The following is a 17,966-nucleotide window of genomic DNA, read 5'->3' on the forward strand; positions in this document are numbered from 1 at the left end:
ATGAAACCATCCGATTTTTTCACCCCGGCTCAGAAGACCGCTATGGTTGCCGCCATCCGGCAAGCAGAAAAAGATACTTCCGGCGAAATCCGGATCCATTTCGAAAATCATTGCCGGAAGAATGTACTCGACCGTGCAGCCCAGGTCTTTGCCGACTTGAAAATGCATAAGACAGCCTTGCGGAACGGTGTACTGATTTACGTCGCATTAGAAGATAAACAATTGGCGATATTGGGAGATGCAGGGATCAATGCGAAAGTGCCGGACCATTTTTGGGATGACATAAAAAACAATATGATAGAAAAATTCAAATCAGGACAGATTTGCGAGGGAGTTTGCGAAGCTGTCCTGACTGCAGGACAGCAGCTAAAAGCTTTTTTTCCCTATCAGGCAGACGATGTCAACGAACTGTCGGACGATATCTCATTTAAAAATTAAACATGAAACGATCAGTCCTTATTTTCTTTATATGCATTACTTCCTTTTTACAGGCTCAGGATCTACCCGAACCGATGCGCCCCAAACGGATAGTCAATGATTTCACTCAGCTGTTCAGTCCACAGCAACAACAAGCATTGGAGCAAAAGTTGAGAAATTTTAACGACACTTCTTCCACCCAGATCGCAATAGTAACCGTACCCACCCTACAAGGCTACGCCCCCAGCGATTATGCCCAGCGTTTAGCTGAAAAATGGGGAGTCGGCCAAAAAGGAAAAGACAACGGAGTCTTACTTCTGATCAAGCCCAAGAGCAGGACAGAAAAAGGACAAGTAGCCATTGCCGTCGGATATGGATTGGAAGGAGTCATTCCGGATGCCATCGCTTCGAGAATCATCCGGAACGAAATTATACCTGAATTTCAACAAAACAATTATTACCGGGGAATTAACAAAGCGACAGATGTACTCATGCAGCTTGCCGGTGGGGAATTTACAGCCGAACAATATGCCCGCAAAAACGGAAATGGCAGTGCCGAAGTGATCATCATTCCTATCTTGATCCTATTTCTCCTGCCTCTGTTTTTCCGAAGAAAAAAAGGGTATACCACAGGTAGCCATGGAAGTGGAGGAATCCCTCCCATATTTTTCGGAGGTTTCGGCGGTGGCGGCAGCAATTTCGGTTCTTTCAGCGGAGGTAGCGGAAGCTTCGGAGGTTTCGGCGGAGGGAGTTTCGGCGGTGGCGGGGCCAGTGGAAGCTGGTAAAACGATAAATACAGATAATGCAAATACCGGACAGTACCATATGTTCACTCCTCAATCAAGGCGAGGAGAAAGGCATGGAATATTTGTTTACCAGATATTACAAGCCTTTGGTACTATGGGCGGCTTCTTTCCTGAACAACATTCCCCAGTCGGAAGATCTGGTACAGGACTTTTTTATCCGTTTATGGGAAAAAAGGACCCAAACCTCACTACAAGCAACCACCTTTAAATCTTTTCTTTACACTTCTGTACGCAATCTGGCATTCGACCGGATGGAAAAAAAAGATCCCCTGCGCCATGCTACCGATCTGAAGTCTTCCGACAAAGCCTGGGAAGAATACGATACCCTGGAAGAAGAAGTATTGGCCCGGGTCAAAAACGAAATCGATAAGCTTCCCGAAAGAAGCCGTCAAATCATGCAATGTATCTATTTACAAGGATTACATTATAAAGAAACTGCAGCTAAACTAGGCATTTCTATCGCTACGGTGAATACGCTTTTAGTCAACGCCCTCAAAAAAATTCGTCAGGCCTATCCCGATATAACCCAAAATATCATCCTGTTTTTGCTTTTATCCGACAAAAAAAGATAAAAAACCAAAAACACAAAAGATTAAATTCCAATTCATTATAATTATTTTTTCAACTATTTCAAAAAAAGTTGTCTTTTCCATTCAATGAAAATTAATATTTTCCCGTACTATGGACAAATGCAACCGATATGCTAAATAAAGACAACATCGATCAATTACTTTTAAAGCATCTCTTACAGGAAAACGCCGTAGAGGAAGAACAGCTTCTGAAAGAATGGTTGGGACACGATCCTGAACATCAAAGGTACTTCGAAAGATTCCGTCGGCATCACATTCACCTTCAGGCTGCTATCCAATCCGGCCGTATTCAAGGTCAATATATTGAATTTGCATCCCGTCTGAAACGGCGTCATATCCGCCGTCTTTTTATCCGAGTTGCAGCCATCGCCCTGATTCTGCTCGGAGGCGGACTTTCCTTTTACCTGATCCATACCCCTTCACTGATTCCGACTTTAGCCGAAGTTCCGATTCATCCGGGTTCGTCAAAGGCGATTCTGCATCTTTCTTCCGGAACTGCGATTCCCGTAAACACCACTTCGCAGGAGTTAAAGGAAAAAGATGGAACACTAATCCGTATTTCCAATGAAGGAGTCTTGAATTACGCAGAATCAGCCAACATTTCGACTGCAAACCTGATAAACCGACTCGAAATCCCCAGAGGTGGAGAATTCAAAATCAAACTGGCAGACGGGACCGAAGTATGGTTGAATGCAGAGACAGAACTCCGATACCCAACGGTTTTCTCAAGCCTGGAAAGAAGAGTAAAACTTCAGGGAGAAGGCTATTTTAAAGTTGCTAAAAATGAAAAACAGCCTTTTATTGTCGAAGTCGGCGATATTGAAGTCAAAGTATATGGTACCCAATTCAATATCAGTACTCAAAATAAAGACAACATCGAAACCGTTCTGGTCAGCGGTAGCGTCAGTATCCGCCACCACGACCAGGAGACTCACCTAAACCCTTCCCAAAAGGCAGCCTATACCTCCTCCGGGAAACTAACGATTGAAGAAGTGGATGTTTTACCTTATATCACCTGGAAAGACGGAAATTTCATGTTCCAAAACGAGTCCTTGGAATCGGTCATGAATAAATTAGCCAGATGGTACGATCTGGACGTATTCTACCTCAACGAGCAAACTAAAAATATTCACCTGTCAGGTATGATGACCAGATATAAAGAGGTATCGGAACTTTTCCACTATTTTGAAAAAATTTCCACCGCCCGTTTCATCATCAAAGGCCGGACCGTGACGGTAAAATAAATGTTCGTTTATTCAAAATAAACAGCCGGGAATGTACCACCATTCCCAGCTGCAATCAGATAAAAAGACAGCGGACAAAGCTAACTGTAGGCTGTCGGATTGTTTTACCTTAAAATACAAATTTATGGAATGTAAACGAATCTTTGTCCTTTCAAACTTAAAAAGATTAAAAATTGTCAGGATTATGAAGTTATTCTCAATTTTTATGCTGGTATTCACCTTGGGAGGTTTTGCTTCCGGATACTCTCAAAAGCAAGTCGTCACTTTGAATTTAAAGCAATGTGACGTCAATACGCTATTACAGGAAATCTGGAAACAAACCGGGTTGCGGTTCGTTTATAACGAACAGGATGTCGCCCAACTAAAACGCTTTGACGTTAACGCCCAACAGAAGCAAGTAGACGAAATTTTAGACCATATCTTCAAAAACACGCCTTATCAGTGTGCTTATGAAAGCGACGTTATTTATATCACCCCTCGTCCGGTAGGCGATCTTCCTCAAGTCAAACAGGAAAGAGTGAAACTTTCCGGTAATATCAAGGACAAAAACGGAAATGTTTTACCGGGAGTAACGGTCTTCATCGGTAACTCGGACATTGGTACTTCTTCCGATATCAATGGTAACTATCAGCTTGCCATCCTCAAAGGTAATGCGGTGGAAATCGTCTATTCTTTTATCGGAATGAAAAAAGTCACCTATAACTTTCCGGCAACGGAAGATGTCCGTCATAATGTCGTCATGGAAGAAGATCAGGTTGAATTGCAAGACGTTGTAGTTATCGGTTACGGAAGCAAGTCGGCAAGAAACCTGACCAGTTCCGTATCGTCGGTCAAAGCGAAAGACCTGGAAAAATATGCCAACGGAGCCACGACTTTCGACAACATGCTAGGTGGAGCAGTGAAGGGGGTATTGGTCAATCAAAACTCAGGAGAACCAGGTGCCAAAGCAACTTTAAACATCCGGGGAATCACTTCCCCGTTAAAATCGCAAAACAATAATGAACCCTTGTATGTCGTCGACGGTGTACCTTTCTTTGTCGAGCGCAGCCTGAATATGCTGAATCCGCTTTCAACTCTTTCCCCCAACGACATCGAAAGTATCGACGTATTGAAAGACGCTGCCGCAACAGCTATTTATGGTTCCAGAGGAGCCAACGGAGTAGTCATCATCAAAACCAAGGACGGTCACCGCAACGAACAAATGAAAATCAGTCTGGGATATACCTTGAGTGTCGGTAACCAAATTAAAAAATTCAAACCATTAAACACAACTAAATTTAAAAATCTCCAGGAATTAATCATTAAAAATACACTCGGAGCCATCAACAAAGCACAAATCACAGACGATAATATCATATACGGCCAAATCTATCCTGCAATCGATTATATGGCCAATACTTCCTATGATAATTACGGAAATATGATATTCGACGGATTAAAAGACGAGGCTTTCGGTGAAGAAAATACCAATTGGGTAGATGAGACCAATAATAAGAATGCACTGACTCACATGTATAATCTGGCTATCCGCGGAGGTGGAAAATTATCCAATTACTCCTTTTCTTTCAATGCAATCGACCAGGAAGGTTTGTTTATCAACGACGATATGCAACGTTACAACAGTCGTCTGTCCTTTGACTCGGATGTCTCGAAACGCTTCAAAGTAGGAGCAGCCCTGGGTTATACAATGACCAAACGCCATAGCGGAGCTGCAGGCGAAGAAATGGGTATTACCCGAGAATGGAATGTCAGACCCGATGTACCCGTATACGATGAAACGGGAGAATTATACCGCATCGACGGAACTCCGACCTGGGGTTTCCCCGTAGGTTTAGCCAATCCAGTCGCAAACCGGCAAAATAAAAACAAAAAAGAATCTTATCAATTCCTGGGAAACAGTTATCTGGAATACAAAATCTTCAACGGTTTGAAAATCAGAGGAGATATCAATATCTCTATGTTTCAGGATCAGTATAGTAATTACAACCCGCTGGTCGCCCAAGACGATTGGGGAGGCGGAGGCATGTCCACCCTTCAGGACGACCGCAGCAAAGCCGCCAATACTTCGATCAACTTCAGGGCCGACTATAATTTCCAGATAGAAGACCATTATTTCAGCTTTATGGTCGGCTATGGTTGGGACCGTTCTTTTAGTGAATATACTTCGCATTACTACATGGGCTTCCCGGATGATGAAGTCCTGAATAATGCGGGGTCTGCAACAGAAACACACTGCATCGGAGACGCAAAGTCCAAAAGTGCCCTCAATTCCATTTATGCCCGTGCCAGCTATAATTATCTCGACAAATATCTGGCAGAAATCAATTTCCGTTCCGATGCCTCTTCCAAATTCGGCCCCGGTAATCAAAGAGGTTATTTCCCTTCTATATCCCTGGGATGGCGGATGAGCAGCGAAAATTTCATGGCCGATGCAGAAAAAGTCGACGATCTGAAATTACGTTTCAGTTGGGGACAAACCGGTTCTACCAACATCGACGATTTCGTCTACAGACAATTTTATGAAAAAGGCAATCCTTATATAGGACAATCGACTCTGACTCCCGGTTTATTACCTAATCCGGATATCAAATGGGAAAGGACATCCGAATTCAACGGTGGATTAGATTACGCTTTCTTCAACCACCGCCTGTTCGGTAGCATCGACGGATACTATCGTTACACCAAAGGTGCATTGGCTCCTTCCCCCTATCCGCTCGAATCAGGTTCCACTTCCTATACGTCCAACTTAATCGACCTCTCCAACAAAGGCGTTGAGATTGAAATCGGCGGGGATATTATCCGTACAGCCGACTGGACCTGGACCTCGAAATTCAATATAGCCCTGAACCGGAACAAAATCGAAAAACTCAATGGAGCCGAGCTTTCCAGTAACGATGTCGATACCTATATAGAAGGTCAGCCTGCCGGCGTTTTAAAAGGATATATCGTCGAAAAAATATTCCAAAACGACGATGAAGTAGTTACTCTAAATAAAACAGCCGTAGCTCGTGGAGCGAATTATTACCAGGAAAAGTCGACCGGTATGGGTGACTTCAAATACAAGGACCTGGATGGGAACGGTTATATCGACAGTAAAGACCGGGAAGTTATTGCTACTCCTCAGCCTAAATTCTTCGGAGGATTTTTCAATTCGGTCAATTACAAAAATTTCAATTTGTCGTTCGTTTTCCAATTCTCCCAAGGAGCTAAAGCTGCTGTTTATAATATGATGAGCGATATGTATGGGTATATTGGAAATAACATCTATCCCGAACTCTATGGGAAAACCTGGAGTCCCGAAAATCCCGATGCTCGTTATGCACGTCTGGTTTATACCGATCCTTCCAAAAACTCTCGTTTCTCCGATCGTTACATTTACAAAACATCGTATTTACGCTTAAAGAATATTACTTTCTCTTATAATTTACCACAGAATTTCCTGAAGAAAATCAATGTACAATCGGCCATGTTATTTGTCAGCGGCTCTAATATCTGGACCGTGACCCAATGGCCGGGTATCGATCCGGAACTGATCAGTAGTTTCACTACTTCACAGATGACCCTGAATGAAGATCCCTATCCATTGAGTAAAACATTTACCTTAGGTGTTAAAGTTGAATTTTAACGATAAAATCTCATACTATGAAAACAACATATATTATTTCTACCTTATTTCTCTCTGTATTGATTTGGGCATGTGACCTGATGGGAGACGTAGATAAAGTAAAACCTTATTATAAACTGGAAGACCAAACCGCAATACGGAATGCCCAGAGTGCAGAACAGGTGTTACGCGGGGTATATACCCAATGGAGGGCCTGGGATCTTTGTAACTTCCGAAGCCATATCGGCCTGCTCGCCGGTTCATTAGCACTCTCGGGTAGTGGTGGATTGGCAGGAGAAACCGGTTTCACCGACAACAATGTACTGGAAGACAATAGTATCATCGGAAATGTCTATAATAATTTATATGATGTAATCAACGCGGCCAACTTTATGATCGAATTTTTGGAAAACAATACGGTAAAAGACCTGGACCCTGCGAGACGTATGGAAATATTAGGCGAAGGCTATTTCAACCGGGCCATGGCTCACTTTATGTTGTTACGCTATTTCGGGCAATTTTACGATACCGATTCTCCATATGGTATCGTCCTGTCCGACAAACCTTACCGGGAACCGTTAGCAAAGGCCCGCTCGACTGTAGCTGAAAGCTATAAATTTATCGAATCGGATCTCGATTCAGCTATATTATATGCTCCGGACATGCCTATGAGTAATTATACGCCCACTCATGCGCAGGCCGGAAAAACAACCGCACAAGCCCTGAAAGCAAAAGTATTACTAAGTAAAGGAGATTACGTAAATGCAGCCCTACTGGCCGATGAAGTGATTCAAACAGCCGGCAACTACGGATACGGGCTGGTTGACTTTATGAGTATCTTCAGCGATATGTTCGATTCTCCTGAAGTGCTGTTCGCTCCTTATGTCTCCAACTATGAAGAACAATGTAGTTTCATTTTAGACCGGACAACTTATAGTTCTTATTCTCAAAAAATAGCCGATGCGATGGATCCCACTCCAGGGAACAAAGAAACAGGAGAAGGTTACGATCCCCGTTTTGCCGCCCCGTTTCTTACACCGGACGTCATCACAACTTCTTTCAAAAACGGGAAATATCCTCACAGTACCAATGATGACGGCAAGAGCAATACCTACTACTTCCTGCGTTTGGGAGAAGTATATTATATCCATGCAGAAGCGGAAGCCCGGCAGGGAGGCAATCATCTTGCGGCAGCCCGTACCAGTCTGCAAACCGTTTTGGATGCCCATGTCCCGGGAGTATATGACGTGAGTACTATTCCTGACAACCAGCTTTTAGAAATGATCCGCCAGCACAAATGGATCGACCTGCTTTTTGAAAACCAGGAAGAGTGGTACGATATGATCAGGTATTATAAACACGGCGATTTAGACATCACCACCATACGCCCGAATATAAAGTCGGATAAACAATTGATCCTACCCATCCCGCAATCGGCCAAAGCAGGTAACAACTTACTCATCGAAAACCCTTAAAATCCCCAAAAATGAAAAATCTGTTAACTGTGCTATTCCTTGTTCTGGCAATTCAGTATTGCCAGGCACAAAATAAATCTTTTCACATCACCGGCTCTATCCAAGGCCCATGTGAAGGGATGGTTTTCAAACTGTTGGATAATAGCTATCCTCCTCAAACAATTGCAACAACGGTCATTAAAGATCATTGTTTCGAATTGACCGGGGAAATTCCGGCACCCGGCTTTTATCGTTGGATCATCGATACGACTCCCGTAGGGAAAAAATCCTCGGAAGCCAACTGGTTGGCCGGCAATTTCTATTTGGAAAATTCGGATATCACTTTCCAGGGAGATATCCATACTTTACCCACTTATTACTGGAATCCGGAACGTAAAGGTAAGATGATAATCCAGGGTTCGGAGACAGAAGATCTGTATCAGTCATTCAAAACTTCTATCCAAGAACTGAGTAAAGCCAGAAATCAGGCAGACGGCGAATACCTCGAGCAATATCACCGTCCGGCATTAGACAACATCTTCAATACCGAGGAGGGCATTCGCCTGGCCCGCCGGATCTCCGAACTGGATCGGCAGATCATTCAGGCCACGATCCGATTTATCAAACAAAATCCGGCTTCTGTAGTGGCTCTCGATCAAGCCGGTTATTTCCTGCTCGGAGAGATCGACTTAACCTCCGGTCAGATCGAAGATCTGCAAAATACACTTTCCGGGGTTTGGGGAAATTGTCCCCGTATGACCGAATTCAAGGAAAAAGCAGAGATGGCCAAAAAAATCGCTATAGGAGCCCCGTTTCAAGACATCGAACTCACCGATCCGGAAGGGAAAAAAGTAAAATTATCCGAATGCCTTCCAACCGGAAAATATGTGATGCTCGAATTCTGGGCATCCTGGTGCGGCCCCTGCCGGGGTGAAATTCCTCATCTGAAACACGTCTACCAGAATTACAAAGACAAAGGATTCGAGATCATCAGTGTCTCGATCGATCAAAAGAATAAAGATTGGCAAAAAGCCATGAAAGAAGAAAAGATGCCCTGGATACAATTAAATGATCCGCAAGGAGAAAACGGACCGGCAATACAAGTATATAATGTGACCGGAGTACCCCATTGTATTCTGTTGGACAAAGAAGGTAAAATATTCAAAACCAATATGCGGGGCGCATACCTGGACGCCGCATTAGAACAATTAATTCCTTAATACGATGAAAAAAATATTTTTAGCTTTTTTATGCAGCAGTAGTTTAGTTGCTTGCCAAACTAAATATGACGGTTATATCCTCAACGGTAACATCGGGGGAAACAGTGAAGGCATGAAAGTACAGTTAGTAAACGAAGCCGTCTATCCTCCGGTCACCATCGACAGCACAGTTATTAAAAACGGCAGGTTCCAATTAAAAGGTAAAGTCGACCGTCCCGGTATGTATCAATTAATCATCGACAAAACCGGCCAGGATGACCCGTCCCAAATGTTAGCCAGTCGGTTTTACCTGGAAAATTCGGTTATCAGTTATTCCGGTCACGTCGACAGCCTGCGTACTTATTATTGGAGCGATGAAACCTTCCGGAAAGATCCGGTAGTAAAGGGCTCCGCCTCCCAGGATCTGTACGACCGGTATTTGAAAAGTATCGCCGATCTCAGAAAACAATCCGGAACCATAAATGAAAAGTATCTGGAAGTATATCATCGGCCGGCAATGGACGGCATATTCAATACAGAAGAGGGAATCGCGTTAATCAAACAAGAAAACGAGATCAACAAGAAATTAAACATCGCCCAATGGAAATTTATCGAAGAACATCCCGAAAGCATAGTAGGATATGATTTAGCCCTTCAATTCCTACAAGGCATGTACGTCAATTTAACCGTCCCTCAGCTCGAACAATTGACTGCACTCATCACCAAAGCCTGGGCGAATATTCCCCCAATGGCCGAAAACTTCAAAACCATAGCTGACAAAGCCAAAACGATGGCTATCGGCGAAAAATATCAGGATATCGAACTGATGAATCCGGAAGGGAAAATGGTCAAGCTTTCTTCCTGTGTACCCGAAGGAAAATATGTGATGCTGGATTTCTGGGCATCCTGGTGTGGTCCCTGCCGGGGCGAGATTCCACACCTTCGTCATGTATATCAGGAGTATAAAGACAAAGGCTTTGAAATCATCAGTATTTCTATCGACGAAAAGAAAACCGACTGGGACAAGGCGATGAAAGAAGAAAAAATGGTTTGGAAGCAACTGTGTGATCCCAACGGTTTTAACGGACCTGTCGCCCAAAAATACAATATCACAGGAGTCCCCACTTGTATCCTTCTCGATAAAGAAGGCCGTATCTTTAAAACCGAAATGCGGGGAGCCGCCCTGGATGCTGTTTTACAGGAACTATACTGATTTTACCTATTCCCCCGGCCACCGATGTTGCCGGGGGGAAACCTCTGTAACCATCAATAAGAATAAACCTCTCCTTTATAGGTGATTTGCAAAGAGCGGTCACTTCCCGGAAGTGTCTTCATCTCAGCCTTAACAATCTCTTCTTTCGGAGAAAACCTATTTTTCAACCGCAGATACAATAGTCCTTTATCAAAAAGATAATGACTCTCCGCATAACGGATCAGCGATTCTGCAATTTCAAAATTCAGTATTTCTTCCTCATCGGTCATACTCTTCCCCACACCGGAAACAATCCAATCCCCATCGTTAAAATTCCGGGGCGTTTGTTCTCCGTTATAATTAATTTTCAGACTGGCATCGGATATCCATTTCCGGTTTTGCAAAGCGGAAACATGAAACACCCAGGTCCTTAAACCGGAACACAAAACGGTGAGCTGTCCCTCATACGGAGCCCGGCAGCCCACAATTTCCCAATGAGCTGTCTCAGTGGTCAATGCCAGATCGTCTGTTACAACCTTAAAAACCGAATCCTGTCCCTTCCATCCGATCCATTCGTGTTCATCCACTTGTTGAAGACGATAGTCCGGGAAAAGTTCTTCTACCCGGTCTTCTCCTTCCTCATCCAAGGCCGTCAAATACGTGTTCATTCTCAAAGCAAGATCCCAAAACGACAAAATAGAAGCCATATTACCTTCCAAATAATCGAAATTTTGTTTACCTAACTGATAACCTGCATGAGAATCATAGCCACACTCCTCCGAACAAGCTCCCAAAGAACCTATCAAAACAAGAATTAGAATCCTGTATAACAACGATTTAAATATTTTCAAAACTTTCATAACTTATTCCTTCAAAAGGAATCCAATATTTTATGTAAAATTAAGTAAAATATTTTAATAAACCAAACAATACATTTATAACAAATTCTATTCCAAAACTTATACCGGTGAAAATTCTCCCAGTCAACCCGGAACTTTCCATCCGAATTTAAGTATAACAAGTATCATTAAAACGTTTAATTATGGAAAAAAACACTCGTAAAATCGAACCGGGTACACCTACTCCTGACCCGAAATATCACCTTGAAATTACAGCAGACGGCCCCTATCTGGTATATGGAAATCCCCCTCTTCAACAAGAGATCTTCGTTTTAAATAAAGAACAAATCCCCTGGGAATATGCCAAAGGGCATAAATACCCGACCGACAACGAACCCACTGCTTTATGCCGCTGTGGTCAGTCCAAAAATCATCCGTATTGCGACGGTTCCCATCACCATGCCGATTGGGATCCGACGCTAACCGCCGGCAATATCCCTCTTTTAGAGAATGCCGATCTGTATGACGGTCCTAGAGTTCAGTTGGCCGACAACACCGAATATTGTGTACATGCCCGTTTTTGTATGGCCAGAGGAACGGTTTGGCAGTTGACGGAAGATTCCGACAACACCGAAGCCCATGATCTGGCCGTACACGAAAGCATGTACTGCCCCTCCGGCCGGTTAAAACTTTGGGACAAAGAAGAGGAAAAATTTTATGAGCCCCCCTTAAAACCGGCTTTAGGCCTGATCGAAGACCCACAGGAAGAATGTAGTGGTCCGCTCTGGGTCAAAGGAGGTATTCCTGTGAATGGACCTAACGGCACCGAATACGAACAACGTAACCGGGTCACCCTATGCCGTTGCGGAGCATCCGCTAATAAACCCTATTGCGACGGTACCCATGTCACGGTCCACTTCCAGGACCACCTGCCCCTCAGTACCGAATTAGAAGAAAAAATGAAATAAATACAGATTCGAATCGTTCGGTTACTCTATTGTTTCAATCAGAGTTTCAGACAATGGAATAACCGAACTCTCAAACTGTTAAGCATGCATAAATCCGGAATTACTTCCAACTTCGATAGGGCCGGTGTGCCAGCATTGCATTATAATAACGCAGATCTCCGGTCACTTCTTCTCCCAACCATTCCGGCTTTTCAAAAAGTTCATCCTCCTGCTTTAATTCAACTTCAGCCAGCAATAACCCTTTATTCTCCCCCAGAAACTCGTCTACCTCGAAAATATGCCCCCCTACTTTCACTAAATAACGAATTTTGTCAACCACCCCAGGCTCGCACAATTTCAGGAGTTCTTCTGCATCTTCCCTGGCAATCTCTTTTTCCCATTCATAGCGGGTAACTCCATGAACATCACTTTTACCTTTTACAGTAAGATAGCCCTGTTCACCTTTCACCCGTATCCTGACCGTCCTTTCCGGTACGGAGGACAAATAGCCCTGTACAATCCGAAAGGATTGGCAAGCATATGCTTTAAAGTCTCCCCGGACCAAAAACTTTCTTTCTATCTCTTGTGGCATATTGATTTCTTTTACAACAAAATTAAAGCAAAAGAAACACTTAAACAGCCAAAAAACTAAAAAAAGTCAAACTTGTCCGGGCAGCCCTGTTTAATTTACCTGTCTGATAGCCGCAACAGCTTGTGTCAATCTTTCAAAATCCTCCGGGAATACATCTCCAATAGTACCAATCCGGAATGTATCAGCATCCGAAACCTTTCCGGGATAAATGACAAAGCCCTGTTGTTTCAGCAACCCATAAAACTCTGTAAACGAAAAACCCGGCTCCGGATAAAGAAAAGAAGTAATAACCGGAGACTGCTTTTCCGGTTCCAGCAAGGTGGAAAAACCAATAGCCCGCATTCCTTCCACTAATACCTCATGATTCCGGCAATAACGGCGGTAACGGGCTTCTATACCTCCCTCTGCTTTCAACTCTTTCAAAGCTTGAAAAAATGCCCGTACAACGTGAGTCGGTGAGGTAAACCGCCATTTTCCATGCCCTTTTTCCATTTCTTCCCATTGGGCATAAATATCCAGGGACAAAGAACGGGCAACTCCTTTGCATTTCAGCAATTTTTCCCGTGAAGCGAGAACAAAGGTAAAGCCCGGAACTCCCTGTATACACTTATTGGCACTACTAACCAGAAAATCAATACCCAGTTTTTTCATATCGATAGGAATCCCTCCAAAACTACTCATGGCATCAACGATCCAGGTGATCCCGCGTCCACGCAACACCTCTGCAATTTCCTCAATCGGATTCAATAAACCCGTCGTTGTTTCACTATGGACCAAAGACAAATGGCTGATTCCAGGATGATTTTTCAAAGCCTCCTCCACGATTGCGGGGGTAATCAGCTCCGTTTCTTTCAAAGCCACCATGACATAATCCAGTTTATAATAATCAGCAATGGCCGCCATCCGTTTGCCATAAGCACCATTCGCTATAATCAGTAACCTGTCGGTAGGTTTCACGACAGCTCCCAAAGTTGCCTCTACGCCATAAGTCCCACTTCCTTGTAGCAACACAGTTGTATATTCCTTCTCATCCAGTCCTGCCACCTCCAGCAATTCTTTCCGGATCACAGTAACTATTCCTTCATTGTAATCTTTATCCCAGGTACACCAATCCTGTAACATGGCTTCTTTCACCGTCTCAGAAGTACTCAACGGTCCAGGGGTCAACAGTAAATAATTTCTCATACACCTATTATTTTTTATTCATTAAATTATGTATCAGGTCCGGCAATTCACGGATATTATCCAGCACATAATGTGCACCGGCTGCCATCATCCGCTCTCTGACCTCTTGTTTCAAAGTATATAACTCCGGTTCAGGCATAGTTTTGTATTCCTCCTCGGTCAACCCCAACTCATTACTACCTGTAATTACTCCGACAGAACATACTTTTGCATTCAATCCTTCCCGGATATCGGCGATAGTATCTCCAACTTTAACCACCTCGTCAACAGAAGGAATCGCCAGCTCTGTCATGTTCCGGTAAATCATATAAGGAGCCGGGCGTCCGGCAGGCAAATGATCCGGAGTTACCAGACAATCTACAGTATATCCCTGAGCAGCAGCTCCGGGTTGTACAATTTTCATCATAGCGTCGGTATACCCTGTCGTTGAACCAATACGGATCCCTTCACGACGTAATTGTTCCATTGTCTCTATAACTCCCGGAACAGGAGTCGTAAAATCCTGAAGTGAAGCAAACAAATGTTTCTCAAAACTCTGATACATGATTGTGACATCATTCTGATTCCATTCCCGTCCATGTGCTGTACGAAACCTTTCACTCACTTCAGGCATTTTCAAAATAGCCTTTATATGTTCAATCTTTAATAATCCCATCGGTTCACGGGCTTGCCGGTAAGTGATCGTCACTCCCTGCTCCTGAAACACCTTCAAAAAAGCATTCAATGGAGCAAAACACCCAAAATCGACAGCCGTTCCGGCCCAATCCATAATGACACAACTAACTTTTTTCATGTCCTTAAATCAAATATTACTGTAATTAGAATAAAACCAATCAATAAGCATGAGCAGTTTCCAGAGGCATCACCTTTTCAGACGCTCTTCGTTTTGCCCGCCGGTACAGATAAACCCAAGCACCGACAAATAATACACTGCATCCCAAACCCACATAACCCGCCAATTGGTTATAAAACGATAACCAATTGATATCCGGATTTAAAAATTCCTTTACGGCTAAGACAATCACCGTTCCTAAATAACCGATGAAATCAATCAATACAATAAAAAAACCGACATTCCCCCGGATACGGAAACAAGCTATAAAACGATCAAAGAAAATAGTCTGAAAACACAAATAAGCAAGATACAAACAGAGACTTTGAATAAATAACCAAACTACCGGACTTAGTTGCAATGCCTCATATCTCAACGAAATAAAAGACATGGTCAGCATGCCCAAAATCACCAAACTCAATAAAATCAATAAAACCCGCATATTATTACGGACAAAAACCATTAATCCGAAGATAATCAGGATAATCAAAGTAACGATACTGTCCAATTGAGCGAATATCCATGAAGAATAACCACTCCCCGCAACATCAAATATTTTCACCAGAAAATCTTCCTTTATATCCCGTAAAGCCACCAACAAAAAATTAGCGACTAAAATAATAGAGAGAAAAGGCATATAATTTTTGAATAAAGCCCAGCGTTGCCTTCCATCCAAAGTCATCCGCTCTGCTTTCAAAGCCCTGTCTTCTTCGGAAGGTTTTGGCAGAGATTGCAACACATATCCCAATAAAGCCAGGCATGGCAAAGCACAACCACCGATCAGGGCAGGCATCCAAAACTCACTGACCTGCCAATGGTCCATCACAAACAATCCCAGGGATTTCGCTGCACCTGAACTAATCACCATGCTAATCCCCAATAAACTGGCTAGCATATCCGTTACCCGCCGCCCTTCTATAAAACTGAAAATCACTCCCCACATACATCCCAAAGCCAGCCCATTAAAAAACATAGCAAAGATATTACCCGGAGACGGCAGGATAGCAAAACCGACTAAAGCCAACTCAGCTAAAACAATCGCCCCCAAAATAAATTTTAAACGATGTTGTCCCTTTAACTCAGAAATCAATTTAATGCCGATAAACTTGGCCAACAAATAACCTAAAATCTGAGTAATAGTCACTACAACCTTATAATCCATTCCCCAAATACTCAGCCCATCAAATGTAGCAGCCGTAAAAGGTTTACGCAATGCATATACTAACGAATAAGAAAGCAGGGCCGCTCCTCCTGCCCACAGAATAAAAATAAAATCTGAAAATGATCTACGATCCCGGATAAAAGAAAAATTCATAGCCTTGTCTTTAACTGTGACAAAGCTATGAACCCAATGTTACGCCGACATTAAAAAAATATGACGAAATAATGACGATATTCACTTTTTCAATGACACTACCACAGGCCACATCCTCGGTTGTGCCATATCCCTCCAGAAACAGTCTCTTCAAGCAGCTTTTCCGGAATAGTTCCCGGACGATCCGGATATTCCCGTTTCTTAGCATCCGTAACGATACAGGTATGTTCCTGCACCGGCTGTTCGGAGGAAATGACACCGCATTTCTGCATCAGTTCGTTAATCCAGGCGACCTGTCCATCTTTAAAAATCTCCAGTACCCTATTCTTCATTTCAAAATCATAAGCCGTACCGATTGAAAAGCCTGTGACTTGAAATCTCCCTTGACCAAAAATTTCCGTTCTATTTCCTGTGGCCTACCATTCTTCCTGATAACAAACCCGGCTCCCCGCAATTATTTATTAAAATAACTGTCTAAAAAATTCTTCAAATCGATGTGTGACTGTGGTCTGGCAAGCACCTGATTATCTTTTCCGATCACATAATAAGAAGGTATGGCCTGCACTCCGAACGACCAGAAAAAAGCCTGATTACAAGTGGTCATCGGATAAGCGAACTCATATTTTTCAACCTGAATCTTAGCATCCTTTTCACTGAGCAGACCGGCACACAGAAAAAACAGCTCCGGCTGCTCTTTCCAGCGATCATATAATTTATTCATCCACGGCTGGGCCAATACACATCCGACACACCCGGTAGAAGTAAATTGCATCACCACGATCTTGCCTTGCAGTGATACGTTGGAATACACTTTCCCGGTCATGACATCCGTCAATTCATAAGCAGGAGCCTCATCACCCACCTTCACCTCCTGCACGAACTCGTCGAAAGAAGCGACATAGCGAATTTTATCTGCCTGAGCAGGATAAAAACAACTGTCCGGAATATCCTTCAGCTCCATATTTTCCAAAAATTCCGTATTCCGGTTTCCCGGAATTTTCCTGCCGTCCTGATCTCCCGAATTGGTATAAGACCAGTAAACAGGCAAACCTGTATGTTTTTCTATAAATAAAGCATACGTATTATAACTATGCATCACTTTATATCTTACATTGGCTTTCCATGACTCATTATTACTTTTCGAGGGAATAAGCGTGACATCATTATGCCGTTTGAGTACATAACAATCCTGCCCGTTAAAAAGCGTATCCGGCGCCCGCTCCACCCATACATCGACGATCCGGGAAGAATCGGAAGCAACTTCACGCAGTTTCTTACCATCCAGGATTTGCTGCATCAAATCGAGCTCCTCCTGGATCCGGGCAAAATAATCATACCTTTTCGCACCGGGTTCAACAGGAATACGCGTACCAAGCAACATATCCAGATATACACAAGCCATATAAGGCTGATCGTTCCGGTAGAAAACCCGGTTATCGATTTGTTCGAAGGTAAAAAAATAAGTACCCGAATCCCGTACTACCTGTTTAAAGAGAAAAGGTATCCGACTGGCCAGCTCATCCGATAACTCCGCACCGTCAAAAGCAGCATTACTGACCAGGACAGCCGACACAGACTGTAGTTCATCCAAGCTTTTCACAGCAAGCCGAACAATCTCTTGCGGTTGCTGTGACCGACAGCCACAAACCACATAAATCATTAATATACAAAACAAAACATTCTTCATCATAATACAAAGATAAAAAATGTTTTCAGGTTTCAACAAATAACAACAAAAAAAAGCCGCTCC

General features: G+C 43.2%; 16 protein-coding genes. 9 read left to right on the forward strand and 7 right to left on the reverse strand.

The window, feature by feature from the left end; genetic code table 11:
- The 8 genes from WS34_RS03225 (at position 1) to WS34_RS03260 (ending at position 10,527) form a co-directional block, all read left to right on the forward strand.
- Positions 1-438 carry a TPM domain-containing protein gene (locus tag WS34_RS03225; RefSeq protein ID WP_013613218.1) on the forward strand — a complete coding sequence of 146 codons (438 nt, stop codon included), beginning with the start codon at positions 1-3 and terminating at the stop codon, positions 436-438.
- Between the two features lie 2 nt (positions 439-440).
- Positions 441-1,202, forward strand: coding sequence for a TPM domain-containing protein (locus tag WS34_RS03230; protein WP_013613217.1), 762 nt, complete (start codon positions 441-443; stop codon positions 1,200-1,202).
- 17 nt (positions 1,203-1,219) lie between these two features.
- Complete coding sequence (locus WS34_RS03235) at positions 1,220-1,795, forward strand: RNA polymerase sigma factor (RefSeq protein WP_013613216.1); 576 nt, start codon at positions 1,220-1,222, stop codon at positions 1,793-1,795.
- A gap of 128 nt (positions 1,796-1,923) precedes the next feature.
- Positions 1,924-3,057 (forward strand): FecR family protein, encoded by a 1,134-nt coding sequence (locus tag WS34_RS03240; RefSeq protein WP_046403127.1) that lies wholly within the window; start codon positions 1,924-1,926, stop codon positions 3,055-3,057.
- Between the two features lie 184 nt (positions 3,058-3,241).
- Entirely contained in the window at positions 3,242-6,682 is a 3,441-nt protein-coding gene (locus WS34_RS03245; protein WP_046403128.1) for a TonB-dependent receptor, read from the forward strand.
- A gap of 17 nt (positions 6,683-6,699) precedes the next feature.
- A complete protein-coding gene (locus WS34_RS03250; RefSeq protein ID WP_046403130.1) occupies positions 6,700-8,136 on the forward strand; it encodes a RagB/SusD family nutrient uptake outer membrane protein in 1,437 nt (478 codons plus the stop codon).
- Positions 8,137-8,147: 11 nt separating this feature from the next.
- On the forward strand, positions 8,148-9,335 hold the full coding sequence (locus WS34_RS15390) for a TlpA disulfide reductase family protein (RefSeq protein ID WP_013613212.1): 1,188 nt from the start codon (positions 8,148-8,150) through the stop codon (positions 9,333-9,335).
- A gap of 4 nt (positions 9,336-9,339) precedes the next feature.
- Positions 9,340-10,527 (forward strand): TlpA disulfide reductase family protein, encoded by a 1,188-nt coding sequence (locus tag WS34_RS03260; protein ID WP_046403131.1) that lies wholly within the window; start codon positions 9,340-9,342, stop codon positions 10,525-10,527.
- Between the two features lie 53 nt (positions 10,528-10,580).
- On the opposite strand, the gene WS34_RS03265 is transcribed toward WS34_RS03260, so the two are convergent.
- Positions 10,581-11,366: a hypothetical protein gene (locus tag WS34_RS03265; protein ID WP_046403134.1), complete on the reverse strand. Its 786-nt coding sequence runs from the start codon at positions 11,364-11,366 to the stop codon at positions 10,581-10,583.
- Between the two features lie 182 nt (positions 11,367-11,548).
- Here WS34_RS03265 and WS34_RS03270 point away from each other — a divergent pair, with 182 nt between their 5' ends.
- Positions 11,549-12,313: a CDGSH iron-sulfur domain-containing protein gene (locus WS34_RS03270; protein WP_046403135.1), complete on the forward strand. Its 765-nt coding sequence runs from the start codon at positions 11,549-11,551 to the stop codon at positions 12,311-12,313.
- 100 nt (positions 12,314-12,413) lie between these two features.
- Here WS34_RS03270 and WS34_RS03275 read toward each other — a convergent pair whose 3' ends face one another.
- From WS34_RS03275 to WS34_RS03300, 6 genes are all read right to left on the reverse strand, one after another.
- Positions 12,414-12,884: a CYTH domain-containing protein gene (locus tag WS34_RS03275; RefSeq protein ID WP_013613208.1), complete on the reverse strand. Its 471-nt coding sequence runs from the start codon at positions 12,882-12,884 to the stop codon at positions 12,414-12,416.
- 90 nt (positions 12,885-12,974) lie between these two features.
- Positions 12,975-14,069: a 2-aminoethylphosphonate--pyruvate transaminase gene (phnW, locus tag WS34_RS03280; RefSeq protein WP_022160349.1), complete on the reverse strand. Its 1,095-nt coding sequence runs from the start codon at positions 14,067-14,069 to the stop codon at positions 12,975-12,977.
- A 7-nt stretch (positions 14,070-14,076) separates the two neighbouring features.
- Positions 14,077-14,862, reverse strand: a complete 786-nt coding sequence (gene phnX / locus WS34_RS03285; RefSeq protein WP_046403138.1) for a phosphonoacetaldehyde hydrolase — start codon at positions 14,860-14,862, stop codon at positions 14,077-14,079.
- Between the two features lie 40 nt (positions 14,863-14,902).
- A complete protein-coding gene (locus WS34_RS03290) occupies positions 14,903-16,216 on the reverse strand; it encodes a DUF5690 family protein (protein WP_046403139.1) in 1,314 nt (437 codons plus the stop codon).
- Between the two features lie 98 nt (positions 16,217-16,314).
- A complete protein-coding gene (locus WS34_RS03295) occupies positions 16,315-16,548 on the reverse strand; it encodes a hypothetical protein (protein ID WP_013613206.1) in 234 nt (77 codons plus the stop codon).
- A gap of 122 nt (positions 16,549-16,670) precedes the next feature.
- A complete protein-coding gene (locus WS34_RS03300) occupies positions 16,671-17,906 on the reverse strand; it encodes a TlpA family protein disulfide reductase (RefSeq protein WP_286693614.1) in 1,236 nt (411 codons plus the stop codon).
- Between the last annotated feature and the right edge of the window lie 60 nt (positions 17,907-17,966).

This window comes from Odoribacter sp. N15.MGS-14, from assembly GCF_000980245.1.
Lineage (GTDB): Bacteria > Bacteroidota > Bacteroidia > Bacteroidales > Marinifilaceae > Odoribacter > Odoribacter splanchnicus.